This window comes from Dongia sp. agr-C8, from assembly GCF_054658695.1.
In genome coordinates this window covers 260,195-282,217 of sequence record NZ_BAAGHZ010000001.1, presented here as the reverse complement: position 1 = coordinate 282,217, position 22,023 = coordinate 260,195, and the positions used below count along the sequence as shown (strand labels likewise).

11 protein-coding genes are annotated in these 22,023 nt (G+C 66.6%); 1 reads left to right on the top strand and 10 read right to left on the bottom strand.

What is annotated here, in order from left to right; translation table 11 throughout:
- Nucleotides 1-244: 244 nt before the first annotated feature.
- The 7 genes from ACYQ4T_RS01300 to ACYQ4T_RS01270 all read right to left on the bottom strand — a co-directional run bounded on the left by ACYQ4T_RS01300 (nucleotide 245) and on the right by ACYQ4T_RS01270 (nucleotide 15,171).
- Complete coding sequence (locus tag ACYQ4T_RS01300) at nucleotides 245-7,063, bottom strand: choice-of-anchor C family protein (protein WP_459850130.1); 6,819 nt, start codon at nucleotides 7,061-7,063, stop codon at nucleotides 245-247.
- A 404-nt stretch (nucleotides 7,064-7,467) separates the two neighbouring features.
- Complete coding sequence (locus ACYQ4T_RS01295) at nucleotides 7,468-8,805, bottom strand: caspase family protein (protein ID WP_459850128.1); 1,338 nt, start codon at nucleotides 8,803-8,805, stop codon at nucleotides 7,468-7,470.
- An 85-nt stretch (nucleotides 8,806-8,890) separates the two neighbouring features.
- Complete coding sequence (locus ACYQ4T_RS01290; RefSeq protein ID WP_459850126.1) at nucleotides 8,891-10,192, bottom strand: caspase family protein; 1,302 nt, start codon at nucleotides 10,190-10,192, stop codon at nucleotides 8,891-8,893.
- Nucleotides 10,193-10,418: 226 nt separating this feature from the next.
- Nucleotides 10,419-11,531: an MFS transporter gene (locus ACYQ4T_RS01285; RefSeq protein WP_459850125.1), complete on the bottom strand. Its 1,113-nt coding sequence runs from the start codon at nucleotides 11,529-11,531 to the stop codon at nucleotides 10,419-10,421.
- Nucleotides 11,532-11,695: 164 nt separating this feature from the next.
- Nucleotides 11,696-13,015, bottom strand: coding sequence for a cobyrinate a,c-diamide synthase (locus ACYQ4T_RS01280; protein WP_459850124.1), 1,320 nt, complete (start codon nucleotides 13,013-13,015; stop codon nucleotides 11,696-11,698).
- A gap of 4 nt (nucleotides 13,016-13,019) precedes the next feature.
- A complete protein-coding gene (cobA, locus tag ACYQ4T_RS01275) occupies nucleotides 13,020-13,862 on the bottom strand; it encodes a uroporphyrinogen-III C-methyltransferase (protein ID WP_459850122.1) in 843 nt (280 codons plus the stop codon).
- An 88-nt stretch (nucleotides 13,863-13,950) separates the two neighbouring features.
- Nucleotides 13,951-15,171 (bottom strand): MFS transporter, encoded by a 1,221-nt coding sequence (locus ACYQ4T_RS01270; protein ID WP_459850121.1) that lies wholly within the window; start codon nucleotides 15,169-15,171, stop codon nucleotides 13,951-13,953.
- Nucleotides 15,172-15,244: 73 nt separating this feature from the next.
- On the opposite strand from ACYQ4T_RS01270, the gene cbiB reads away from it, so the two are divergent.
- Nucleotides 15,245-16,231, top strand: a complete 987-nt coding sequence (gene cbiB, locus ACYQ4T_RS01265; RefSeq protein WP_459850119.1) for an adenosylcobinamide-phosphate synthase CbiB — start codon at nucleotides 15,245-15,247, stop codon at nucleotides 16,229-16,231.
- On the opposite strand, the gene ACYQ4T_RS01260 is transcribed toward cbiB, so the two are convergent.
- The 3 genes from ACYQ4T_RS01260 to cobN are packed head-to-tail and all read right to left on the bottom strand — an operon-like array spanning nucleotide 16,218 to nucleotide 22,023.
- Entirely contained in the window at nucleotides 16,218-17,699 is a 1,482-nt protein-coding gene (locus ACYQ4T_RS01260; protein WP_459850117.1) for a cobyric acid synthase, read from the bottom strand. The genes cbiB and ACYQ4T_RS01260 overlap by 14 nt on opposite strands.
- 2 nt (nucleotides 17,700-17,701) lie before the next feature.
- On the bottom strand, nucleotides 17,702-18,313 hold the full coding sequence (gene cobO, locus ACYQ4T_RS01255) for a cob(I)yrinic acid a,c-diamide adenosyltransferase (RefSeq protein ID WP_459850115.1): 612 nt from the start codon (nucleotides 18,311-18,313) through the stop codon (nucleotides 17,702-17,704).
- Nucleotides 18,310-22,023, bottom strand: a complete 3,714-nt coding sequence (cobN, locus tag ACYQ4T_RS01250; RefSeq protein ID WP_459850113.1) for a cobaltochelatase subunit CobN — start codon at nucleotides 22,021-22,023, stop codon at nucleotides 18,310-18,312. The genes cobO and cobN overlap by 4 nt, the downstream gene beginning before the upstream one ends.

Sequence of the window (22,023 nt, the reverse complement as noted above, 5' to 3'; positions counted from 1 at the left end):
ATGCAGGGTCGGCTTAAACCTGCACACGGAGTTGTAAGGTGTATCGAATTTTCAAGAAAATTCGATCTAAATCACCCGGTGGATACCCGGCAATTGATCTAAATCCCCCGAAAATGTGAGCTTTCGCCGCCCCGATACAACGCTAAGCCCCTGTTTTCTATCCTCTAAGCAGAGAGGCGGCACATTATTATGTGTGCCGCCTCACCGCTTAGTCTAACGCATACTATTGTGATGGCAAGTCACGTCATGAAGTGGTGACGGCGACTCCCTGCTCGACCGAGACGGTGACCGTATCGCCACCGCTGAAGGCCGCGCCGCTGCCGGCATGATAGATGTCGTAGCCGAGGAAGGTGCCGTCGAAGGTCCAGCTCTTGCCGCTGCTGGAGGTCAGTTCGACGGTGTCCGAGCCGGCGTCGCCGTTGATCGTGAGGGTATGAAGCCCGCCGACCTCGGTGATGCCGTAGGCGGCATCGTAGCTCAACGTCGCCTTGGTCCCAGTGCCACCGCTGAAGTCCAGCGCCTCCACGTTGGCGATCGCCTGGGCCTGGTCGGAGTCGAAGGTCGCGAGCCCCCCGAGCTCGACCGTGTCGAAGCCCTTGCCGCCGTCGATGCTGTGGATGCCGTCCAGCGTGTGGCTGCCGTCGAGATCCGCGGCATCGACACCGTGGAACACGTCATTGCCGTCGCCGCCCGACTGGGCGTCGTGGCCGGCCCGACCGTAGATATGGTCGCCGCCCATGCCGCCGAAGATCAGATCGTCGCCGCTGCCGGTCTTCAGCTCATGGCCGGCACCGATGCCCGTGCCGAACAGGCCGGTGCTGGTGTCGGTGAGCTTCACGTCGTCGCCGTCGTGATAGCCCTTGTTCTTGGTGGCGTCGGTATCCTTCGTCACCGAGAGCGTCAGGTCGAAGTCGGTGTGGATCGTGCTCAGGTCGGACACGCGGAGCAGGGTCGCCGTCGGCTCCACGGTGATCGACAGCGTGGCGTTCGAGGTATCGCCGTCGCCGTCCGTCAAAGTGTACTGAAACACGTCAAGGCCGCCGGCGTTGTTCGCATCGGGCGCGTAGGTCCAAGAACCGTTGGCGTGCAGCACGAGGAGACCCAGGGAGCCCCGGATCTCGATGTCGCCGTTGCTATCCCCAAACCTGTCGCCGTCGGTGATGGTGAACGCAGCCGTGACCGTCGCGCCGTCCGCGCCCTTCTTGTCGTTGTCCAGGACGTTGCCGGCATAGGTGCTGTTCGCATCCTCATCGGCGACCGCCTGCGGCCCGTCGTCGTTGACCTGGATGTTGATATGGGCGATCGCCGGATCGCCGTCGCCGTCGGAGGCCCCGGTCTTGATGCCGAAGCTCAAGAACAGGTTGTCCTCGGTGTTGCCGGTCGGGTGCGCCAGCGCCTCGCGGAGGTTGAACTGGCCGCTCATGTTGGGCTGATAGAAGGAGAGCGTGAACACGATCACCGACGGGGTGTCGTCTGGAACGTCGGGGTCGTCAGGAACAAAGCCGACGTCCCCGTTGCTGTTGAAGTAGCCAGTGAGAACCGTGGAGCCCGAGCCGGTGTCTGGATCAATATGGACCAGAACGGTGTGGCCGTCGGCGGTCGTGAGGGTGTGCAGATCCCCGTTGTCGTCCTTGACGGTGATCGTGTCGTTTTCCTGGGCGGTGAAGCCGATGGGCTGGGAGCCGCCCGGCCCGTCGGCGCCGAAGCCGCCCGCGGTCAGGTCGAAGAAGACCGCGCCCTTGCCGTCGGTGTCGCCGCCGGTGCCGGCGCCATCGGCGTCCGTGTTGCCGGCGCCGCTGAGCACATGGTCCTCGTCCACCAGGCCGACGGTGGTCGAATAATAACCGGCATTGTTGGAGTACTCGACGCCGACTTCCGGCGTGTCGTCGTCGACGTCGATCCGGATCACCGCGTCCTGGTGGTCGCCGTCGTTGTCCTCGATCCAGCCCGCCGTGAAGGCAAGCTGGATATCGTCCTCGGTGCCGGCCGTCGGATGATCGAGCGGCTGGCACAGATGGAACTCGAACTTGCCGGTCTCGGTGTTGAGGGTCAGTGTGAAGACCTCCACTTGGCCCGGCTCGGTGACGCCGGTGGTCACCGCTTCGGTTCCCCGCACCTCGGTGAGGTAGCCAACGACCAACTTGGTCGCGCTGGACTCCAGCACCACCAAGTCGTGCCCGGCGGAGGTCGGCGTCGGCAGCGGGTTGCCGTCCTTGTCATTGCCGTTCACGAAGGCCGGATAGTCGCCATCGACATCCGGGTCCGGGTCGGTATAGGTCCCCAGCCCCAGGGAGGAATCGCCCGGCCCGTCGCCGCCGAAGTTCATGGCGATCTCGCCGCACAAGAAGGTGCCGCCGGTATCGTCGCCGTTCTCGCCGGCATTGCTCTGGCCGAGCTGGCTCAGCTTCACATTGTCCAGCACGGGGCCGCAGGGGCCGGAAGCCAGGCTGGTGAAGGTCAGGGTCTGGGTGTCGCTGGTCGCGGTGAAGGTGAAGGTGAAGGTCGTCCACTGCATGTTCGAGAAGTCGGTCGCCCAGCCGGTGGTATCGACGCTGTAGGACGTGGGGCCGGAGCCCACATCGACCTGCAGCTCTTTGACGCCTTGCTGGATCTCCGGGTTGCCCGACAGGTCGAAGGTGACGGCGTACTCCTTGCCGGCCACCAAGCCAGTGAGAACCGTGGACAGCGATCCCGGCCCGTCGTCGTTCATATCGACGCTGTTGCTGCCCTCATGGGCGGGCCAGTAACCGTTGATGACGTTCACGCCGGCGCCGCCGACGGTCCAGCCGGAGAAGGTCTCGCCGGATTCGAAGGTCTGGTAGGGTGCCGTGGCCGGCGCTTCGAACCCGCCGATCGAGAAAGGTAGCGGGGTATCGATTGCCCGGTCCTCGTTGCCGCCTTTCAGCCAATCCTCGTCGATCTTGCCGATCGTGTCGCCCGAACCGATCTTGAGCACGTCGATCTCGCCGGGGTTCTGGTTGTGATAGCTGATCGCGACTTCCGGCCGGTCGTCGTTGACCTTGACCTGGATGACCACGTCGACCGTGTCGCCGTCGCCGTCGGTGGCGTCGCCGAGGTCGAAGGTGAGCAGCTGGTTGCTCTCGACGCCGTCGCCGGTCTCATGGTGATCGATCGGGCCGAAGAGCTGCAGATCGAACTTGCCGGTCTCCGGGCTGAAGTAGAGGTCGAAGGTGACCTTTGCGGGAACGAGGGTGAGAACATCATCGATGATCGTGAAGTAAGCCGGGGTGCCCACCTGCAGATGCCCACTCTCTGAGACGAGGACCTGCAATTCCACGCCACCCGAGGAGACGGTGCTGCCGTCGGCGTTCTTGAACGCCGGGATGGTCGCGTTGTAGGCCGCGATCTGGTCCACGATCTGCTGCGCCGTCGGACTGCCGGGAAGCGGATCGGGGAAGTCAGGAATGTTGAAGAGCGGAAGACCGAATTGCTCGGAGCCGTCGGCCGGGCCGTCGCCGCCGAAGTTGACGGTGACCTGGCCGCAGACCTGGCTCTTGCCGATGTCGTCGCCCGGGCCCCCGTCGGAGTCCTGGTCCTGGTTGCCGGTGTAGGTGAGGCTGTTGCCGAAGCCGCCCTTCAGCCAGTCCTCGTCCAGATGCCCGTAGTCGTGGGTGACTGAGTTGCCGCCGCCGCCCGAGAGCGCCGCGAAGCCGGTCTGAGTTTCATCGAGGACGAAGTCGTGCTCGAGGTTGTTGAAATAGGTGATCGCGAGCTCGGGCTTGTCGTCGTTGACCTTGATGTTGACGACCGCGTCGGCGGTGTCGCCGTCGCCGTCGGTGATGGTGCCGAGGTCGAAGCTGACCAGCTGGTCGGTCTCGACGCCGTCACCGGTCTCGTGGTGGTCGATCGGGCCGTAGAGGTTGAACTCGAACTTGCCGGTGTACTCGTTGAACTCGAAGGTAAAGATGGTGGTGTCGTTGGAGTCGAGAGTATTCTCCTGGACGTCCTCTTCCACCTCCGGGCCCTTGATGCCGACCCGCACGAAGCCTTCGCTCGCCTCGAGCACGACCAGCTGAATGCCGCCGGTCGTGAAGCTGTTGCCGGTGCCGTCGCCGTCCTTGAAGACCTGGCCGACAGTGTAGGCGAACAGGCCGAGGCCATGCTCGTCCTTGCCCGCGCCGTCGCCGCCGTAGCTGTAGTCGATCTCGCCGCAGACCTTGGTCTTGCCGGGCTTGTCGCCGTCTTCATTGGAGTTCTTGCAGCCCTCGGCATCCTGGTCCTGGTTGCCGACATAGCTGTTGCCGGAGGCGCCCTTCAGCCAGTCCTCGTCCACCCGCCCGTATTGCTCGGAGTGGAAGATGCCGCTGTTGCCGCCGGCACCCGAGAGGCTGAGACCGTCGATATCGACCTCGCGCTTGATGTCGATCTCGAGGCCGCTGGTGTAGCAGATGCCGATCTCCGGCTTGTCGTCGTTGACCTTGATTTCGAGCGTCACATTCTCGGAATCGCCGTCGTTGTCGGTGACCAGCACGTCAAACAGGATCGGCAGGGTCTGCTCGTTCTGGCCGGTGTGGTCGATCGGGCCTTCCAGGCAGAAGTCGAAACAGCCCTGGTCGTTGATCTGCATGGTGAAGATGGTGGTCGAGCGCCAGAAGGGCTCCTCGCTCGTGCCCTCGTTGACCATGTAGCCGACCTCGAGATAGCCGGCGCCGGCGTCGAGCACGACCAGGTCATGGCCGCCCGACTTGAAGCTGTTGCCGTCGGCGTCCTTGAAGACCGGCAGGTTCTGCGGATCGCTGGTGTCGAGATCCGCCGCGCCCTTGAAGGAGAAGGGATCGCAGTCGGCCGGGCCGTCGCCGCCGAACTTGACGTCGATCTCGCCCTTGACGCTGGTCTTGCCGTATTCGTCGCCGTCCTTGCCGGCGTTGTTGTGGCCGTTGCCGTCCTCGTCCCGGTTGCCGTTGGTGCCGCCGCTGTACGAGGTGAGGGTGAAGGTCGTGTCGGTGTCCTTGCCGTCTTTGCCGCCCTTGCCGGACTGCAGCCAGTCCTCGTCGACCTGGCCGTACTCGTTCGACTTGATGATATAGCCGGAGTTCCCGCCGCCGCCGGTCAGGGTCATCGTGCCGGAGTCGTCCTCGCAGGGAATGCCGCCCTTCTGGCTGATATACTCGACGTCCTTGATCATCGGCGCGTCGTCGTTCACCAGGATGGTGATGTTGACGTCGTCGAGCGGATGGTCGCCGTCGTCATCGGTCGCGATGATCGGGATGTTGAGCGGAAGCGTGGTCTCCGCGGTGGTGCCGAGCGGGTGGTCGATCGGGCCGCAGATTTCGAAGGCGAAGGCGCCGAACAGCGGCAGGTTCGGATTGGCCTGCAGCACCAGGGTGAAGACGACGACGTCGTTGCCCTTGCCCTTGGCGTTATCGCTGTAATCGCAATAGCCGACCTGCAGGATCTCGACGCCGAACAGCGACGTCGTCTTCTCCAGGACCTTGAGCTCATGGCCGCCGGAGGTGACACCCGGGAACGTGTCGCCCTCGCAGAGCGCGACCGTCAGCGCGGGCTCCTTCGGGCCGAACAGGATGTCGCCGATGCCGGGCTTCGACGGATCGGGGATCTTGCCCGAGGGGCCGTCGGCGCCGAAGTTGATGTCGAGGATGCCGACCACGAACTTGTCGCCGAACTCGTCGCCGCGCGCCGGGTCGCTGTCCGGGCCGTTGGCGTTGTCCTTGTCGTGGTTGCCGCCGAAGATGTAGTCCTCATCGACATGGCCGCCGTCGGTGGTGAGGACGAAATCGCTGATATGGCCGCCGGTGAAGGCCGCCAGGCAGGACAGCGCATCCTTGTAGCTGGTGGCGTGCAGGAAGCTCGCGTAGGTGGCGCCGTGCGCCTCCGGGATGTCATCCAGGATTTTGACCGAGCTGTCCGGGCCGTCCTTGTACTGCGGTTCCTCGCAATACGGTCCTTCATACTCGGACTGCTGCTGTTGCTGCTCCGGCGGCTGTTCCTCCATGTTCTCGATCAGAATCCGGGTGCTGAACTCGACGTTGAGCACGTCCTGGCCCTGCTCGGGATGATCGAGGCGATTGACCAGGATGACCTGGACATGGAAGTCGCCGGTGCTGGGTTCCGTCTCGATGATATGAAACACCATGACGATGGCGCCGTCGCTCGGACGCACCAGCAGAATCGTGTTCGTTTCGCTGCTGTTCTGGAGATAGCGCGCTTCCAGCTGCTCACCGTTGGAACTCGGAATGTTGAGCGGGTCGGCGAAGAAGGCGTTGGTGTTCCAGAAATCCAGCAGCTCCGGCGTTTCGGAGGTATGGGGAACCGTGACGGTGTAAGTGGTCACGCCGAGGAAGCCGTCCGCATCGTCGGTGTTCGCCTGGGTGCCGGTGAAGTCGGCCCAGCCGCCGGGCGTCGGATTGCCCTGCTTGTCGGTGTCGTCCTTATGCCCGTTGATGTAGTCGGTGTAGTCGCTGAGGAAGTCCGCGAAGCTGTTCCAGCTGCCGTCGTCGGTCTTGAACGGATCGCGCAGGAACGGCTCCTGCACGCCCGGGAACGGGGTGACCCCGGCCAGCAGCAGGGCATCCTCGCGGTCGAGGTTGATCGAGTTGTCGATCAGGCCGTATTTGAGCGACGTGCCGTCCTGCGCGCCGACGGCGTTCAGGCCGCTGAGGCCGTTGCCGCCTTGCAGCTGCGAGAGCAGCGCGCCGGTGTTGTCGGCGCCTTGGCCCTGTGGACCGGGCTCGCCGGGGCCTGCCGCGGTCTGGATGTCGATGGTGGGGTCGGTCGAAGCGAGCAGGGTCGCGATGTCGATCGGCTGGCCGTCGGAGGTCTGGATCACGACCGGCGCCTGCTGGTTGGCATCGACATAGCCTTGCAGGATCACCGTGACGTCGCCAACGCGGATCGCGAGGTTGCCGTCGCCTTCCCGGGCCAGCAAGGTGGCGCCCGGATCGAAGGGCGAGCTCAGCTCGATGATTTCGCCGGGGTTGACCTGGACGCGAATGACATTCTGGCCCTGCGGCACAGCCACCTTCTCGGTGGGGGTGGCCTGCGCCAGCTGCTCGGGGCCGAAGAACGCGTCTTCGCCCTGCATGTCCGTGAAATAATTCTCGCTGTGAAGCGTTGTATCTTCGGCGGAAGAAGAAACGCCGGAATTCGTGCTGTCGTTCGCCATAGCAACCCCCTGACGTGGCTCGATGCACTTCGTCGAGGGTTCACCCGACCCCACCCTGACTTCAGTGCGTGGGAATACGAGACCATGGCTCCAGAAAGCCCACAATCTTGCTGCGGTAAGGAATCCCACAGCGGGGTATGAGTTAATGCCGATTTTTCAGGAATATTGAGTAAAATGCAGGATTTCTACCTTGGGCAGGTATCTGTTGTTTTAACTTATTGATTTAATTATGTAATCCACTCGGCCAAGGGCCGCCTTGGGGCGGAAGATTTTCCCGCTGCGCGAGCATCCAGCGAAGCGCACTATGGCGTCTTTTCCGCAGCTTAGTCCCTTGGCTTGTTGGCCTTCTTCGGCTTCTTGGTGTTCTTGCACTCGCTGTCGCTGCGGTTGGCGTCCATGATCCGGCAATCGATTCCCCGCGAGTCATACTCAACCTTCTGACCCGAATCGAAGATGCCGCCGGAGCTTTCCTCGGCCGGTTGGCTGGCAGGAACGGCGACCGGAGCGGCTTGCGGCTCCGCCGGCGCGACCGGCGTAGCGCGATTGAGCTCCGCGAGGCGGCTGCGCGCCAGCGGCGCGTAGGTCCCCTGCGGGTACTGCTGCAAATAAGCCTGGTAATCGCTGGCCTGCTTGCTGGTGCTGATCGCATCCCAGGCCGCCTTCTCGGCCGCCGACTTGGCTCCGGAGGGGGCTGCCGGCGCGGGCGCGGCCGCCGGGGCCACCGTGCCGCCCAGAGCGGCGAGACGGCTCTTCGCGACCCCGGCAAAGACGCCGTTCGGGTACTGGTCGAGATAGGCCTGATAGTCGCTGGCCTGCTTGCTGTCCTTAATGCCGTCCCAGACCGCCTTCTCTGCCTCCAGGCTGGAAGCGGCGGGCGCGGCGGTGGCCGCCGCCGGCTTGTTGGCCCCGGGCGAGAAGTAGAAGGGCGCCGTCAGCGACGACGAATCCCACGGCACCTGCTTCTCGCCGGTGGCGGCCATGACCTGGGCGCGGACGTCGCGGAACGCTTCCTCGATCCCGATGCCCGGCTGGACGATGGTCTTCGCCAGGGCGGCGCTGTAGGGGCTGTTCTTGCCGTCGCCGTCCGCCGCCACGTCGCCGGGCGAGGTCGAATAGGCGATAAAGGTGCCGCGGGTCGCGTCCATCGGTGCCAAGCCGCGGCTGGCCGATCGGAAGCCGCGCGCCAAGGGATTGTTGCGACAGGCGTCGAGGATCACGATGTTCACCCGCGCCCCGGCATATTCCATCTGCTGCAAGACTTCGTCGGCGGAGACCGCTTCGAGACCGACGTCGGACTCCTTGCCGATATCCGCGCCGACCGGCACCAAGTAGTTCATGCCTTTCACCTGGACGCCGTGGCCGGCGTAGAAGAACAAGGCGGTGGTTTCGGGCCCGGCCGCGGTCAGCTTGTCGCCGAACTCGATGATCGCCCGCTTCAGCCTCTTCTGGTCCACATCGGTCACCTTGACGACCGAGAAGCCCGTCTTCTGCAGCGCCTGCGCGACCAGGTTGGCATCGTTGATCGGATTGGGCAGCTTGCCCATCTCGGAACCGTAGTTTGAATTCCCGATCACCAGCGCGACGCGCGGCTCGGCCTGTGCCGTCGTGACGGCGGACATAAGGAGGCAAAGACCCGCGACGACCGAAAGGATCCTGATCACCCTATCCTCCTTCTACTCGGCGCTGCGGGCGCCCGCCGTCGCGTGGCGAGCGCCGAGCGTCATGCTTTCCTGGCCGCGCGCCGCGTCACTTCCAACCCTGGCTGCCAGTGGAGCGCGAGCCGCCGCTCTGGGAGCCGCCGCCGCTACCGCCGCCGCGCAAGATCGACTTGCACTTCGCAAGGTCGGATTCGGACCGGGACAGATCCTTGACCTTGCAATCCACGCCGCGTGAATCGCGGAGCATCTGATCGCTCGCCGGCTCGGCGGCGACCGCCTCGGCCTGAGGCGCGTCGGTGGTGCTGGCTTCCTGGATCTCCGGTGCGGGGACGGGCGCAGGCGCAGGCTCAGGCGCCGGGATCGCCACCGCGGCCGGTTCCACGGCCGGCAGCGCCGGCTGCTCTCGCGGTGCGCCGGCGCCGAGCGAAGCCACGCGGCTCTTGGCGACCTGCGCGAAGATGCCGTTCGGATACTGGTCGAGATAGGCCTGGAAGTCGCTGGCCTGCTTGCTGTCCTTGATCCCGTCCCACACCGCCTTCTCGATTTCGATATTGGCGGGCGCCGACGTGTTCACGGCGGCCTTCGGCGCTTCGGCCGGAGCCGGCGCCGCTTGCGAGGCGGTGTTGAACTGCGACGGCTTGAAGAAGAACGGCGCGGTCAGCGAGGACGAATCCCACGGCACCTGCGCGTCCTTGGTCGCCGCCATCACCTGGGTGCGGACGGTACGGAAGGCATCCTCGATGCCGATGCCCGGCTGGACGATGGTCTTGGCCAAGGCGCTGGTATAGGGGCTGTTGCCGCCGGCGCCATCCGCCGCCACCGAGCCCGGCGAGGTTGAATAGGCGATGAACGAGCCCTGTGCCGCCTGCATCGGCGCCAGGCCGCGGGTGACCGAGCGGAAGCCCCGCGACATCGGGTTGTTGCGGCAGGCGTCCAGGATCACGATGCTGACCCTTGCGCCGGCATATTCCATCTGCTGCAGCACGTCGTCCGCCGAGACCGCTTCGAGCCCGACGTCGGATTCCTTGCCGATATCCGCGCCGATCGGGATCAGGTAGTTCATGCCTTTAACCTGGACACCGTGGCCGGCGTAGAAGAACAGCGCCGTCGCGTTCTGGCCGGCGGCGGTCAGCTTGTCGCCGAACTCGATGATGGCGCGCTTCAGCTTCTTCTGGTCCACGTCGGTCACCTTGGTGACCTGGAAGCCGGTCTGCTGCAGCGCCTGGGCCATCACCCCGGCATCGTTGACCGGGTTCGGCAGCTTGCCGATCTCCGATCCGTAATTGGAATTGCCGACAACCAGCGCGAAGCGCGGTTCGGCTTGTGCGGAAAAGGACGTGGCGGCCAAAAGGCAAAATGCCGCGGCAACCGCGTGAATCCTGCCGATCATGGTAGTCCTCCAACCCCGAGGCGCCCGCAACATTTGGCGGCACCCAACACACATAAAATTACGCCTGACCCGGATTCTTGTCCATGTGAGGCCCGGCAGATGTGCGCTCGATCACCACACCTCTTTGTGTTGGGGTCCACAATCGGCGACGCACGCGCTGCGCAGCGCCAGAATCTCGTGCTGCGGACCGATACAAGCGTCGTCTGGCCGAATTGACCCCGCGCGTTCACATGCTGCGGGGCAGGAACAAGGCCAGCAGGCTGCAGAAAAAGGCGAACACCGCGGTCGCGATGAACACCGAAGGCAGGGGAAACAGCGTCAGCAGGATCGAGAAGACCGCCGGCGGAATGACGCTGGCGGCGTCGCGATAGATGCTGAAGACGGTGGACATCTGTGGTCGCTCCCAGGAGCGGACCGCACGCAGGAAGGTCACCGCGGCCACGGAATCCAGCGAGACCGCGCCCAGGGCCGAGCCCAGCAAGGCGGCCCAGGCCAGGGTCGGGTTGCCGCCGGCAAAGCCCGCGACCGCCGTCGCGGCGCCGATGATCAGGAACGAAACGCAGATGAAATACCGGAGCCCGGTCTTGCGCGCGAGCCAACCGAGGCCAAGGGTGAGGAACAGCAAGGCGGTGCAGCTGGACTGCAGGTCGCCGGCCGCGGTCTTCGGGAAGCCCTGCTCCTCAAGATACCAGGGGCCGTAGTTGAACATCATGACCCACCACATCTCGCGGCCGAAATTGATGAACCAGGCCAAGGCAAGCCGAGGTTGCGAGAAATAGCGGCGCAGATTCTTCAGGGGATTGCGGCTGGAGATCCCGGTCGGCGCTTCAAGTCTAAGCCACAGAAAGAAGCCGAACAGCGCCAGGGCGAAGCCACCGGAAATCCCGAACACCAGCAGCGGATCGATGGTGTAGAGCCGCACCCCGATCCAGGGTCCGGCGACCCAGGCGGCGCCCGACGCGAACACCCGCAACGGCTCCGACTTTGCCAGCTGCTTTTTGGGGATGAAGGCGGCGATGTAGAGATTGAGCAGCGTGAGCAAACTCGCCGCGGAGATCGAGCGCAGGAACCAGCCGGCGGAAAAACCGAGCAGCCCGTCCACCGCCATCGCCGCGGGCGCGATCACCAGCAAGGCGATGGCGCCGAGATAGACCCGCCGCGGCCGCCAGCGTTGGACCAAGGCCGGGATCGCGAAGGTCGCGACCACGCCCATGATGCCCGCGGCCGCGACCATGAGGCTGGCATTGCGTTCGGTGCCGAAGTGCCGCAGCGATTCCAGCGGCATGACCGGCGCCAGCAAGGCGCGCGCAAGCGAATCCGAAAGAAACAGCGCGGCCATCAGTCCGGGTCCGGGCTTCGGCCAACGGCGCGGGGCCACGGACGACGGCGCGGCGGATGCCGCGGGATTCGTCGACGCTTCGGGTTCGGCAGGCATGAAAGGGAACTGCGGAAGGAGACTTGGGCAACCGGCGCGCATCATAGCGGCGCGCCCGGGGAAATGCATCAAGCCGGGCTGATGATATGAAGGAATGAGCCCATGACGCGGCCCTGCCGCCGACCCATCGCCGCGAGTTCGTTGCCGCGCGCATCCTTGGCCTGGAACAGCGCGGCGTCGCCGGCTTCCCGCTCGACCGTGGCATAGTGGAATTCGTGGCCGGCAAAACCCGCATCGCGCAGGCCAAGGGGTCCGGCCTCCAGCAAACGGGCCTGCCGATAGCCGAGGTGGAGCTGCGGCTTGGCAAAGCTGGTCGCGACCGGCAGCAGGCCGGCCATCGGATGCGCAATACCCTCGGCATCGGTGAGGCTCTCGCCCAGAACCATGTAGCCGCCGCATTCGCCATAGACCGCGGCGCCGCGCGCCGCCGCCGCGCGGAGCCCGGCTTGATAGGCGGCATTCCCCGCCAGTCTGCCGGCATGCAGTTCCGGATAGCCGCCCGGCAGAAAGACCGCGTCCGCTTTTGCATCCGGTGCTTCATCGGCCAGCGGCGAGAAGAAGGAGAGCGTCGCACCCTGCCGCCGCCAGGTTTCGAGCTGGGCCGGATAGGCGAAGGCGAAGGCGATGTCCTGCGCGACCGCGATCCTTTGGCCGAGCGGCGGGATGCCGAGCGCCTCCGGCGCCGATCCGGTGGCAATCGGCGCGGCGAGTTCCGTCAACCGAGCAAGATCGACATGCGGGGCGATGGCCGCGGCCGCGGCGGCGAGGAAGGCGCCGATATCGGCGATCTCGCCGGCCTGTCTCAAGCCGAGATGGCGTTCCGGCATCGCCAGGGCGGCGATGCGCGGCAGGAAACCGAGCGCCGGAATGCCGACCTCTTCGGCCGCCTGCGCGAGGATCCGGCGATGCACCGGCCCGCCGACATTGTTGAAGACGACGCCGGCGATCCTGACCCCCGGTCGATAATGCGCGAGGCCGGCGAGCACGGCGCCGGCAGTCGCCGCCTGCCCCTTCACGTTCATCACCAGCAGGATCGGCAGGTCGAACAGCCGCGCGAGATCCGCCGTGGATCCCGTGGCGCCGCCTGGACCGGGCTCGGCGCCGTCGAACAGCCCCATGACGCCTTCGACGATGGTCAGCGCGGAATCTTCCGCCGCCGCCGCCAGCAGGCCGCGCAAAGTCTCCGGCCGCATCGCCCAGGAATCGAGATTGAAACAGGGCCGCCCGGTCGCCGCCTGGTGGAAGGCGGGGTCGATATAGTCGGGCCCGACCTTGGCGCTGGAGACGGCGACGCCGTTCTGCCTGAGCAAGGTCAGCAGCGAGAGCGTGATCGTTGTCTTGCCGCTGCCCGAGGCGGGCGCCGCGATGATCAGGCCGCGCGCTTGCATGATCCTATGAGCCGGTCTGGTCGTGATGGCGGGTGCCGAGCGGGTCGGCTTGCAGGCTGCGGCCGCCGATGGCGCCCAGCCAGTCCAAAGCCGCGCGCAGGCGCACCACCTGCCCGACCACGACCATGGCCGGCGGCTCGATGCCGCTCTCGGCGACATCACGGGCGCAGGTGCCGAGCGTGGTCTCGAGCACGCGCTGCTGTTCGGTAGTCGCATTCGCGACGACGGCGACCGGCTCGTGCGGCGCGCGACCGCCGGCGAGCAGGCGGTCGGCGATCAGCGCGATATGCTTCAGCGCCATGTAGATCACGATGACCGGCGCGCCCTTGGCCAGCGAGGCCCAGTCGACCGAATCCGGCACCGCGCCCGTCGCGTCATGGCCGGTGACGAAGGCCACCGCCGAATTGACGTCGCGATGGGTGACCGGGATGCCGGCATAGGCGAGGCCGCCGATGCCGGCGCTGATGCCGGGGACGATGCGGAACGGAACCCCGGCCTCGACCAGCGACATCGCCTCCTCGCCGCCGCGGCCGAAGACGAAGGGATCGCCGCCCTTCAGCCGCAGCACCCGCTTGCCCTCGCGGGCGAGCTGCACCAGGCGGAGCGAAATGTCGGGCTGCCTGGCCGAAGGCTTGCCGCCGCGCTTGCCGGCATATTCCAGTTTGGCGCCCGGCTTGGCGAGATCGAGGATCGACTGGTCGACCAGGGCGTCATAGACCACGACATCGGCCTGGGCGAGCCCCTTGACCGCCAGCAGGGTCAGCAGCCCGGTCGCACCGGGGCCGGCCCCGGTCAGCCAGACCCAGCCCAGTTCCAGATCCGGAAGTTGCGCCAAAATCCGTTCCATGGGGCGATCTTAGAGCCGATCGGGGCACCTCCGGCTAGTCCGTTTTGGACACCGACCTCAGCAATAGCGTCATGGCTCCAGACCGGGCTCAGATGCTGCGCAGCCGCCGCACCGGCGACAGCAGCGCCAGCAGCGGCGACAGGGCATAGCCCGCAACCCCGATCCAGAGCACCGCATCCAGGCTGGCCACCTGCACCAGCAGCCCGGCGATCAGCGCGCCCAACGGGACTGGACCGTCATTGACGACGGCGATGGTGGCGGCCACGCGGCCGAGCTGCGCGTTGGGGACGCGCTTCTGGCGCAAGGTCCGTTCGTTGACCGCGAACCAGCTGGTGACGGAATCCTGCAGCAACTGTTGCAGGACCAGCAGCGGCAGCAGCAGCGCCGGCATCAGCCCGGCGAGCGGCAGCATGGCAAGCCCGACGGTCTTGATCGCGAAAGCGCCGATCAGCCCCGGCCCCGCCGGCACCCGCGCATTCAGCCAGGGCACCGAGGCGGCGCCGGCCAGGGCCGCGACACCGCCGCAAGCGATCAGGATGCCCATCATGGCCGGCGACACGCCGAGCTGCCGCACGACATAGAGCACGTAGAACGGCCCCACCATGCCCCCGAAGAAGGTGCGAATCGCGCGCGCCAGCAGCAAGGGCCGCAGGATTGGATCCCGCCACAGCGCGCCGAGACCCTCGGCGATCTCCTGCAGGACACGGCGACGGGTCGTCGGAGCGGGCGCGGCCGGCTCAACATGCTTCATGCGCAACAGGAACAGCGCGGAGGCCAGATAGGAGATCGCGTCGATCAGCAAGGCCGCGGGCGCGGTCAGCAGCTGGACCAGCAGGCCACCCATCGGCGGGCCGACGATCTCGGCTGTGGCGTCGATGGTCTCCCGCGCGGCATTCGCCTGGGTCAGGCGGCCCGGCGCGACCAGAGACGGCAGGTAGGCCGCATCGGCGGCGGTGAAGAGCAGCGACAAGGCCGCGACCGCGGTCACCACCAGCAACAGCTGCCCCATGGTGAGCAGTCCGCACCAGGCCGCGATCGGGACCGAAACGACCGCGGCGAAGCGCAGCAGGTCGGCGGCGATCATCAGCGGCCGCCGCCGCCAGCGATCGACCCAGACCCCGGCGAAGAGGCCGAGCACCAACACCGGCAAGGTTGCCGCCACCCCGAGCAGACTGAGGGCACCGGGGCCAGCCTGCAGCACCAGCACCGCCGTCAGCGGCACCGCCTCGCGCGCCACCTTGGTGCCGATGCTCGAGACCGCGAAGGCCGCCATCAGCGCGCGAAAGTCACGGGGCCAGCCGGCCACCATGGGCTCAGCCGGCCTTCACTTGACGCCGGCGCAAAGTCGGGCAGGATCGCCGCCGATTCCCGGAGTGGTGCCGATGCTTGAATCCTGGCTCGAATGGTCTGAGCCCCTCAGCCTGCTGATCGCGCTCGTGATCGACGCCTGGTATGGCGACCCGGTGGCGCTTTACCGCAAGCTGCCACACCCGGTCGTCGTGATCGGCAATGCCATCGGCTGGGCCGACCGCAACTTCAACCGCGAAGGCGATGCGCCGCGCCGCCGCCGCAATGCCGGCATCGTGCTGGTGGTCGTGCTGGTCGCCGCCGCCTTGGCCCTCGGCGGCGTCATCCAGGCGCTGCTGCTCGCGCTGCCGCTGGGCGGGCTGTGGCTCGGCATGGTGATGAGCGCGCTGATCGCCCAGCGCAGCCTCTACGGCCATGTCGCCGATGTGGCGCGGGCGATCGAAGTTTCCGGACTCGAAGGCGGGCGCCTCGCCGTCGCGAAGATCGTCGGCCGCGATCCCAACCGCCTGAACCGCGCCGGCGTGAGCCGTGCCGCCATCGAATCGCTCGCCGAGAATTTCTCCGACGCGGTGGTGGCCCCGGCCTTCTGGGCGCTGCTGCTCGGCCTGCCGGGGCTCGTCGCCTACAAGGCGATCAACACCGCCGACAGCATGATCGGCCACCGCTCGCCGCGGCACCGGGATTTCGGCTGGGCGGCGGCGCGACTCGACGATCTGGTGAACTGGCCGGCGGCGCGGCTCTCCGCCTTGCTGATGATGCTCGGCGCGCTGCTGCTGCCCGGCGCGGATGGAACACAGGCCTTCGCCGTCACGCTGCGCGATGCGCGGCGCCATCGCTCGCCCAATGCCGGCTGGCCTGAGGCGGCGCTGGCCGGCGCGCTCGGCTTCGCGCTCAACGGGCCGCGCGCCTATCACGGCGTCCCGAGCGACGAGCCCTGGACCAACGCGAGCGGCCGCAGGATCCTCGATGCGCCGGATATCTGGCAGGCGCTGCGGCTCTACCTCCGCGCCTGCCTGCTGCTTGGAATCGGCGTGGCGGCGGTGGCCGTCATCGCGCATTAGCGATATCCAGGATCCGATCGACCGCGACATGCCGTTCCAGGTGGTCGGCCAGCGCGTCGAGCGTGGCATCGACCCGCGCCTCGAAGTTGAGATCGGAGGCGAAGTCCGGCTTCAGCGTCTTCAAGTAGGCGCGGCGGAATTCATCATCGGCGAAGATGCCATGCAGGTAACATCCCATCACCCGGCCATCGGCCGAGATCGCGCCGTCCGGACGGCCAGCGAGATCCAGCATCGGACGGTCGCAGTCGCCGCCAATAGTCTCACCGACATGCATCTCGTAGCCGCGCACCGCGGCACCGGTCGCGAGGTCCCTGCCGGCGATCTCGACCAGCTTCTTCTTCGGGGTTAGCGTGGTCTTCACGTTGAGGAGACCGAGGCCCGGCAGCTCGCCGATCGGACCTTCGATATTCTCCGGATCGGCGACCCGCATCCCCAGCATCTGATAGCCACCGCAGAGGCCCAACACCCGGCCGCCGCGGCGGACATGCGCCTTCAGGTCGATGTCCCAGCCGGCTTGGCGGAGCGCGATGAGATCGACGAGCGTCGCCTTGGAGCCCGGCAGGATGACGAGATCGGCATCGCCAGGCAGCGCCCGTTCCGGCGTCACGAACTCGACCGAGACCCCCGGCTCCGCGCGCAGCGGGTCGAGGTCGTCGAAATTGGAGATGCGCGGCAGCTGCGGCACCACGACCTTGATCGCTGCGCCGGCCCGCGCGCCATAGCCCGGATGCGCGCCGTCGAGCGCAACGCTGTCCTCGGCGGGGAGATCGCGGGCGCCGTCGAACCAGGGCACGACGCCCAATGAAGGGAAGCCGGTCTTCTCGGCGATGGCCTTCACGCCGTCGGTGAAGAGCGCAAGATCGCCGCGGAACTTGTTGATGAGGAAACCCTTGACCCGCGCCGCTTCCGCCGGCGCCAGCAGCGCCTTGGTGCCGACCAGGCTGGCGATGACGCCGCCGCGGTCGATGTCGCCGACCAGCACCACCGGCACGCCGGCGCTGAGCGCGAAGCCCATGTTGGCGATGTCGCCCTGGCGCAGGTTGATCTCGGCGGGAGAACCGGCGCCCTCGACCAGCACCAGATCGGCTTCGGCGCGCAAAGTGCGATAACTTTCCAGCACCTTGGCGAGGAGCTGGGGCTTCAGCCGCTGGTAGTCCGCCGCCTTGGCATTGCCGAAGACCTGGCCCTGCACGATCACCTGGGCACCGGTCTCGCCCTGCGGCTTCAGCAGCACCGGGTTCATATGCTTGCTCGGCGGAATTCCGCAGGCCCGCGCTTGCAGAGCCTGGGCGCGGCCGATCTCGCCGCCGTCCGCCGTCACCGCTGCGTTGTTCGACATGTTCTGCGGCTTGAACGGACGCACCTTCAGCCCCTTGCGCGCATAGGCTCGGCAGAGCCCGGCGACGATCAGCGATTTGCCGACATCGGACCCGGTGCCCTGGAACATGACCGCGGCCGGCTGAGTCATGGCTAGAACTCGATGCCCCTCTGCGCCTTCACACCGTCGCGGAAAGGATGCTTCACCATCTCCATCTCCGTCACCAAGTCGGCCAGCGCCACGATTTCATCCTTGGCATTGCGGCCGGTGAGGCAGACGTGGAGATCCGGGCGCTTCTCCTTCAGCGCGGCGACCACATCGGCAATCGGCAGATAATCGTAGCGCAGAGCGATGTTGATCTCGTCGGCCAGCACGAAGGCGAAGCTGGGATCGGCCATCATGCGCTTCACCTCGGCCCAGGCCTCGGTGGCATGGGCGATGTCGCGGGCGCGATCCTGGGTGTTCCAGGTGAAACCCTCGCCCAGCGCCTTGATCTCGCACAAATCTGGAAAGCGCTCCAGCACGCTGCGCTCGCCGGTTTCCCATTTGCCCTTGATGAACTGCACCACGCCGACCTTCATGCCGTGGCCGACGCAGCGCATTACCATGCCGAAGGCCGCGGTCGACTTGCCTTTGCCCTTGCCGGTATGGACGATAATCAGGCCCTTCTCGCGGGTCTTCTCCGCCATCATCTTCTGCCGCGCCTCCTGGCGCCGCGCGGATTTCTCGTTGGCGCGTTTGTTGACGTCTTCTTCCATACTCATGCGGCTTCTCCTTTAGACCAGGCGGCCAGGCGCTGATGCGCGGAATTGTGGCGCGACTTCCACAAGCCCCGCGCCTGCGCTTCCTGCAGGCGGTCGGCGATTTCCTTTAATGCGGCCGGATTATGTGCGGCAATGAAATCGCGCACGGCATCGTCCAGCAGATAGGCTTCGAACACCGCATCGAAATGATGGTCGGCGACGCAGTCCGCCGTAGCGGCGAAGGCGAACAAGTAATCGACCGTCGCCGCCATCTCGAAGGCGCCCTTGTAGCCATGGCGCATCACGCCGGCGATCCATTTCGGGTTGACCACGCGGGCGCGCACCACGCGGGCGATCTCCTGGTCGAGGCTGCGGATCTGCGGCGTCTCGGGCCGCGAATGGTCGTTGTGCCAGACCACCGCCTTGCGGCCGGTCAGGTGCTGCACCGTCGCCGCCAGCCCGCCTTCGAACTGGTAATAGTCGTCGCTGTCGAGGAGATCATGCTCGCGGTTGTCCTGGTTGTGCAGGACGGCATCCACCTGCGCCAAGCGGGTCTCGAACATGCGGCCCTCGGCGGCGCCGGAGACACCGGCGCCATAGGCATAGCCGCCCCAGGCGAGATAGGCGCGCGCGAGATCGCCGCCGTCGCTCCAGCCCTTCTCGTCGATCAGCGCCTGCAAGCCCGCACCGTAGGCACCCGGCTTTGACCCGAAGATGCGATAGCCGGCACGCTGCTCCGCCTCGGCTTCGCTGGCTCCCTTGGCGATGAGTGCGGCGCGTTCGGCGCGGTTGCGGGCCGCGAGCGGGTTTTGCGAATCCGGTTCGTCCAGCGCGGCCACGGCGCGCGCCGCGCTGTCGAAGAGATCGATCTGCGCCGGGAAGGCGTCGCGAAAGAAGCCCGAGACCCGCAGAGTCACGTCGACCCGCGGCCGATCGAGCACGGAGAGCGGCATGATCTCAAAACCGGCGACCCGGCCCGAAGCACCGGCATCCCAGCGCGGCTGCACGCCCATCAGTGCCAGCGCCTGGGCGATATCGTCGCCGCCGGTTCGCATGTTGGCGGTGCCCCAGGCTGAGAGCACCAGCGACTTCGGCCAGGCGCCATGTTCCTGGCGGTGGCGCTCGAGTAACAGTGCTGCCGACTTCCAGCCCAGGGTCCAGGCGGTCGGCGTCGGCACCGCGCGGGTATCGACCGAGAAGAAGTTGCGGCCCGTGGGGAGCATGTCGAGCCGGCCGCGGGTCGGCGCGCCGGAGGGACCCGGCTTCACGAAGCGGCCGTCGAGACCGGTCAGCACCGCGGCGAGCTCGGCGTCGCCGCAAGCCGCCACCGAGGGTCGAAGCTCGGCGTTGATGAAGTCCAGCACCGCGCGGCTGCGGGTCCAGCCCGCCTCGGCGCGCAAAGTGCCTGCGGTGAGTTTCGAGGCCAGCAGTTCCAGCCGTTCGACTGCATCGCCGATCGTGCGCCACGGCGTGTCCGAGGCCGCGGCCACAATGGCGGGGCGCGGGCCGGTCCAGCGCTCGCCCATCTTCGCATCGAGCGGATCGAAATCGAGACCGAGATCCATGGCCAGCGCCCGCAGCAGCGAGGCGTCGCCGTCTCGACCGGACTTCCGCGGCAGCCGGGTCAGCGCCACCAGCAGGTCGGCAAGCTGTGAGCCTTTCGGCGATTCGCCGAAGATGTGCAGCCCGTCGCGGATCTGCAACTCCTTCAGCTCGCAGAGATGGTTGTCGAGCTTGATCAGCGCCGCCTCGGTATCGTCTTCGCGAACGATGCCGCAATCGGCGGCGAGGCCGCTGGCCTGGGCCAGATCGACGATCTTCCCCTTCAGCACCGCGCAGCGCCGCGGATCGACCTGCGACGCCTCGTAGTATTCGTCGACCAACGTCTCCAATTCGCTCAGTGGGCCGTAGCTTTCGGCCCGAGTCAGCGGCGGCGTCAGGTGATCGATGATGACGGCACTGCTCCTGCGTTTCGCCTGGGTGCCCTCGCCCGGATCGTTCACGATGAAGGGATAGATCAGCGGCACCGGCCCCATCACCGCTTCGGGATAGCAGGCGGCGGAAAGCGCCAGCGACTTGCCCGGCAGCCATTCCAGATTGCCGTGCTTGCCCATGTTGACGATGGCATCGACGCCGGCGACGTCGCGCAGATAGGCGTAGAAGGCGAAATAGGCATGCGGCGGCACGAGATCGGGGTCGTGATAGCTGGAGACCGGATCGATATGGTAGCCGCGCGCCGGTTGGATGCCGATCAGGGTCGCGCCGAAGCCCTGCAACGGCAAGGCGAAATGACCATCGTCGCAATGCGGGTCGCTTTCCGGCTGGCCCCAGCGTGCAATGACCGCATGGCGGATCGCGGCCGGCAGGGTCGCAAAGAATTCCCGATACTCGGCGACGCCGAGCCGGGCCGAAGCCGCGCGCTTGTCCAGCAGGCGCGTGATCAGAGCATCGCCGTCGGCCGGGATATCCGCGATCGCATAGCCGGCGCGCCGCATCGCGCGCAGGAGATTGACCGTGCCGGCCGGCGTGTCGAGGCCGACGCCGTTGCCGATCCGGCCGTCGCGGTTCGGGTAGTTGGCCAGCACCACGGCGACGGTGCGCTCGCCCGCCGCTTTCTTCCGCAAGCGGATCCAGCGCTCGGCGAGGTCGACCACGAAAGCGACGCGGTCCTGGATCGGTTCGGGCGCCACGATGTTGCACTGGGTCGCGGCATCGTAGCGCGCCGCCGCCTTGAAGGAGATCGCGCGCGTCAGGATGCGGCCGTCGAGCTCCGGCAGGGCGGCCTGCATGGCGAGATCGCGTGGCGAGAGGCCGCGGGTGTTCTGTTCCCAATCGGAAGCGCTGCCGCTGGAGAGCACAACCTGCAGCACCGGGCAGTCGGCAACGTCGAAGGACGTCGCAAAATCCCCGCCGGGTTGCGAGACCGCGAAGCCGGTTGCGTTCAACACCAGGTCGGGCTTCGCCTCTGCAAACAAAGCGCCGATGAGATCGGCGGCGACGGCGTCTTTGAGACTGTTGACGAAGATCGGCAGGAGGTTGATGTCACGCCGGCCCAGCTCCGCGATCAGCGCGTCAATCGGCTTCAAGGTACCGGCTTGCATCAGCGCGCGGTAGAACACGATCGCCGCAACCGGCCGGCCGGCGTGCCAGTGCCGCTTGAGATCGGCCAGGCTGGTCACGGCCTCGCCCGGCCAATAGAGACCGGCTTTGAGCAGCGGCCGCGGCTCCAGCCATTCGGTAGCGCGGCCGATCAGGCCCGCCGCATGCAGCAACGCCTGCTGCGCATTCTCGATCCCGCCTTCGGTGAAGTAGCGCCAGAGCCGATGCGCTACTTGGGTGTCCAACGTGGTGAAATCGGCAAGCTCGGGATCCGGCTGATCGTCGCCTGGCAGCACCGCGAGCGGAATGTTGTTGTCGCGGCAGGTCGCGGAGATCTCTTCCAGCCCATAGGGCCAGTAGCGCCGCCCGCCGATCAGCCGCACGATCACCAGCTTGGCATGCCCGATGATGTTCTCGACATAGGCATCGACCGAGAGATGGTGCTGCAGCAGCAGCAGATTGGCGAGCCGCAGGCTCGGCTTCGGTTCCGGCAGCGCGGCATAGGCGGCGGCGAGGCAGGCGAGCTCGGTATCCGCCGCGGAGAGAATGACGATCTCACCCGGCGTCTGGCCGAGGTCGATCGCGCCTGATCCGTCGGAAATCTCGCCCGGCTTGGCCGCGAGGAGATGCAT

Bases quoted from the DNA above. Each gene is read 5' to 3' on its own strand.
- cobO (WP_459850115.1), bottom strand. From the start codon at position 18,313: ATGAGTATGGAAGAAGACGTCAACAAACGCGCCAACGAGAAATCCGCG.
- ACYQ4T_RS01270 (WP_459850121.1), bottom strand. From the start codon at position 15,171: ATGGTGGCCGGCTGGCCCCGTGACTTTCGCGCGCTGATGGCGGCCTTC.
- ACYQ4T_RS01300 (WP_459850130.1), bottom strand. From the start codon at position 7,063: ATGCAGGGCGAAGACGCGTTCTTCGGCCCCGAGCAGCTGGCGCAGGCC.
- cobA (WP_459850122.1), bottom strand. From the start codon at position 13,862: ATGGAACGGATTTTGGCGCAACTTCCGGATCTGGAACTGGGCTGGGTC.
- ACYQ4T_RS01280 (WP_459850124.1), bottom strand. From the start codon at position 13,015: ATGCAAGCGCGCGGCCTGATCATCGCGGCGCCCGCCTCGGGCAGCGGC.
- ACYQ4T_RS01260 (WP_459850117.1), bottom strand. From the start codon at position 17,699: ATGACTCAGCCGGCCGCGGTCATGTTCCAGGGCACCGGGTCCGATGTC.
- cobN (WP_459850113.1), bottom strand. From the start codon at position 22,023: ATGCATCTCCTCGCGGCCAAGCCGGGCGAGATTTCCGACGGATCAGGC.
- ACYQ4T_RS01285 (WP_459850125.1), bottom strand. From the start codon at position 11,531: ATGGCCGCGCTGTTTCTTTCGGATTCGCTTGCGCGCGCCTTGCTGGCG.
- ACYQ4T_RS01290 (WP_459850126.1), bottom strand. From the start codon at position 10,192: ATGATCGGCAGGATTCACGCGGTTGCCGCGGCATTTTGCCTTTTGGCC.
- cbiB (WP_459850119.1), top strand. From the start codon at position 15,245: ATGCTTGAATCCTGGCTCGAATGGTCTGAGCCCCTCAGCCTGCTGATC.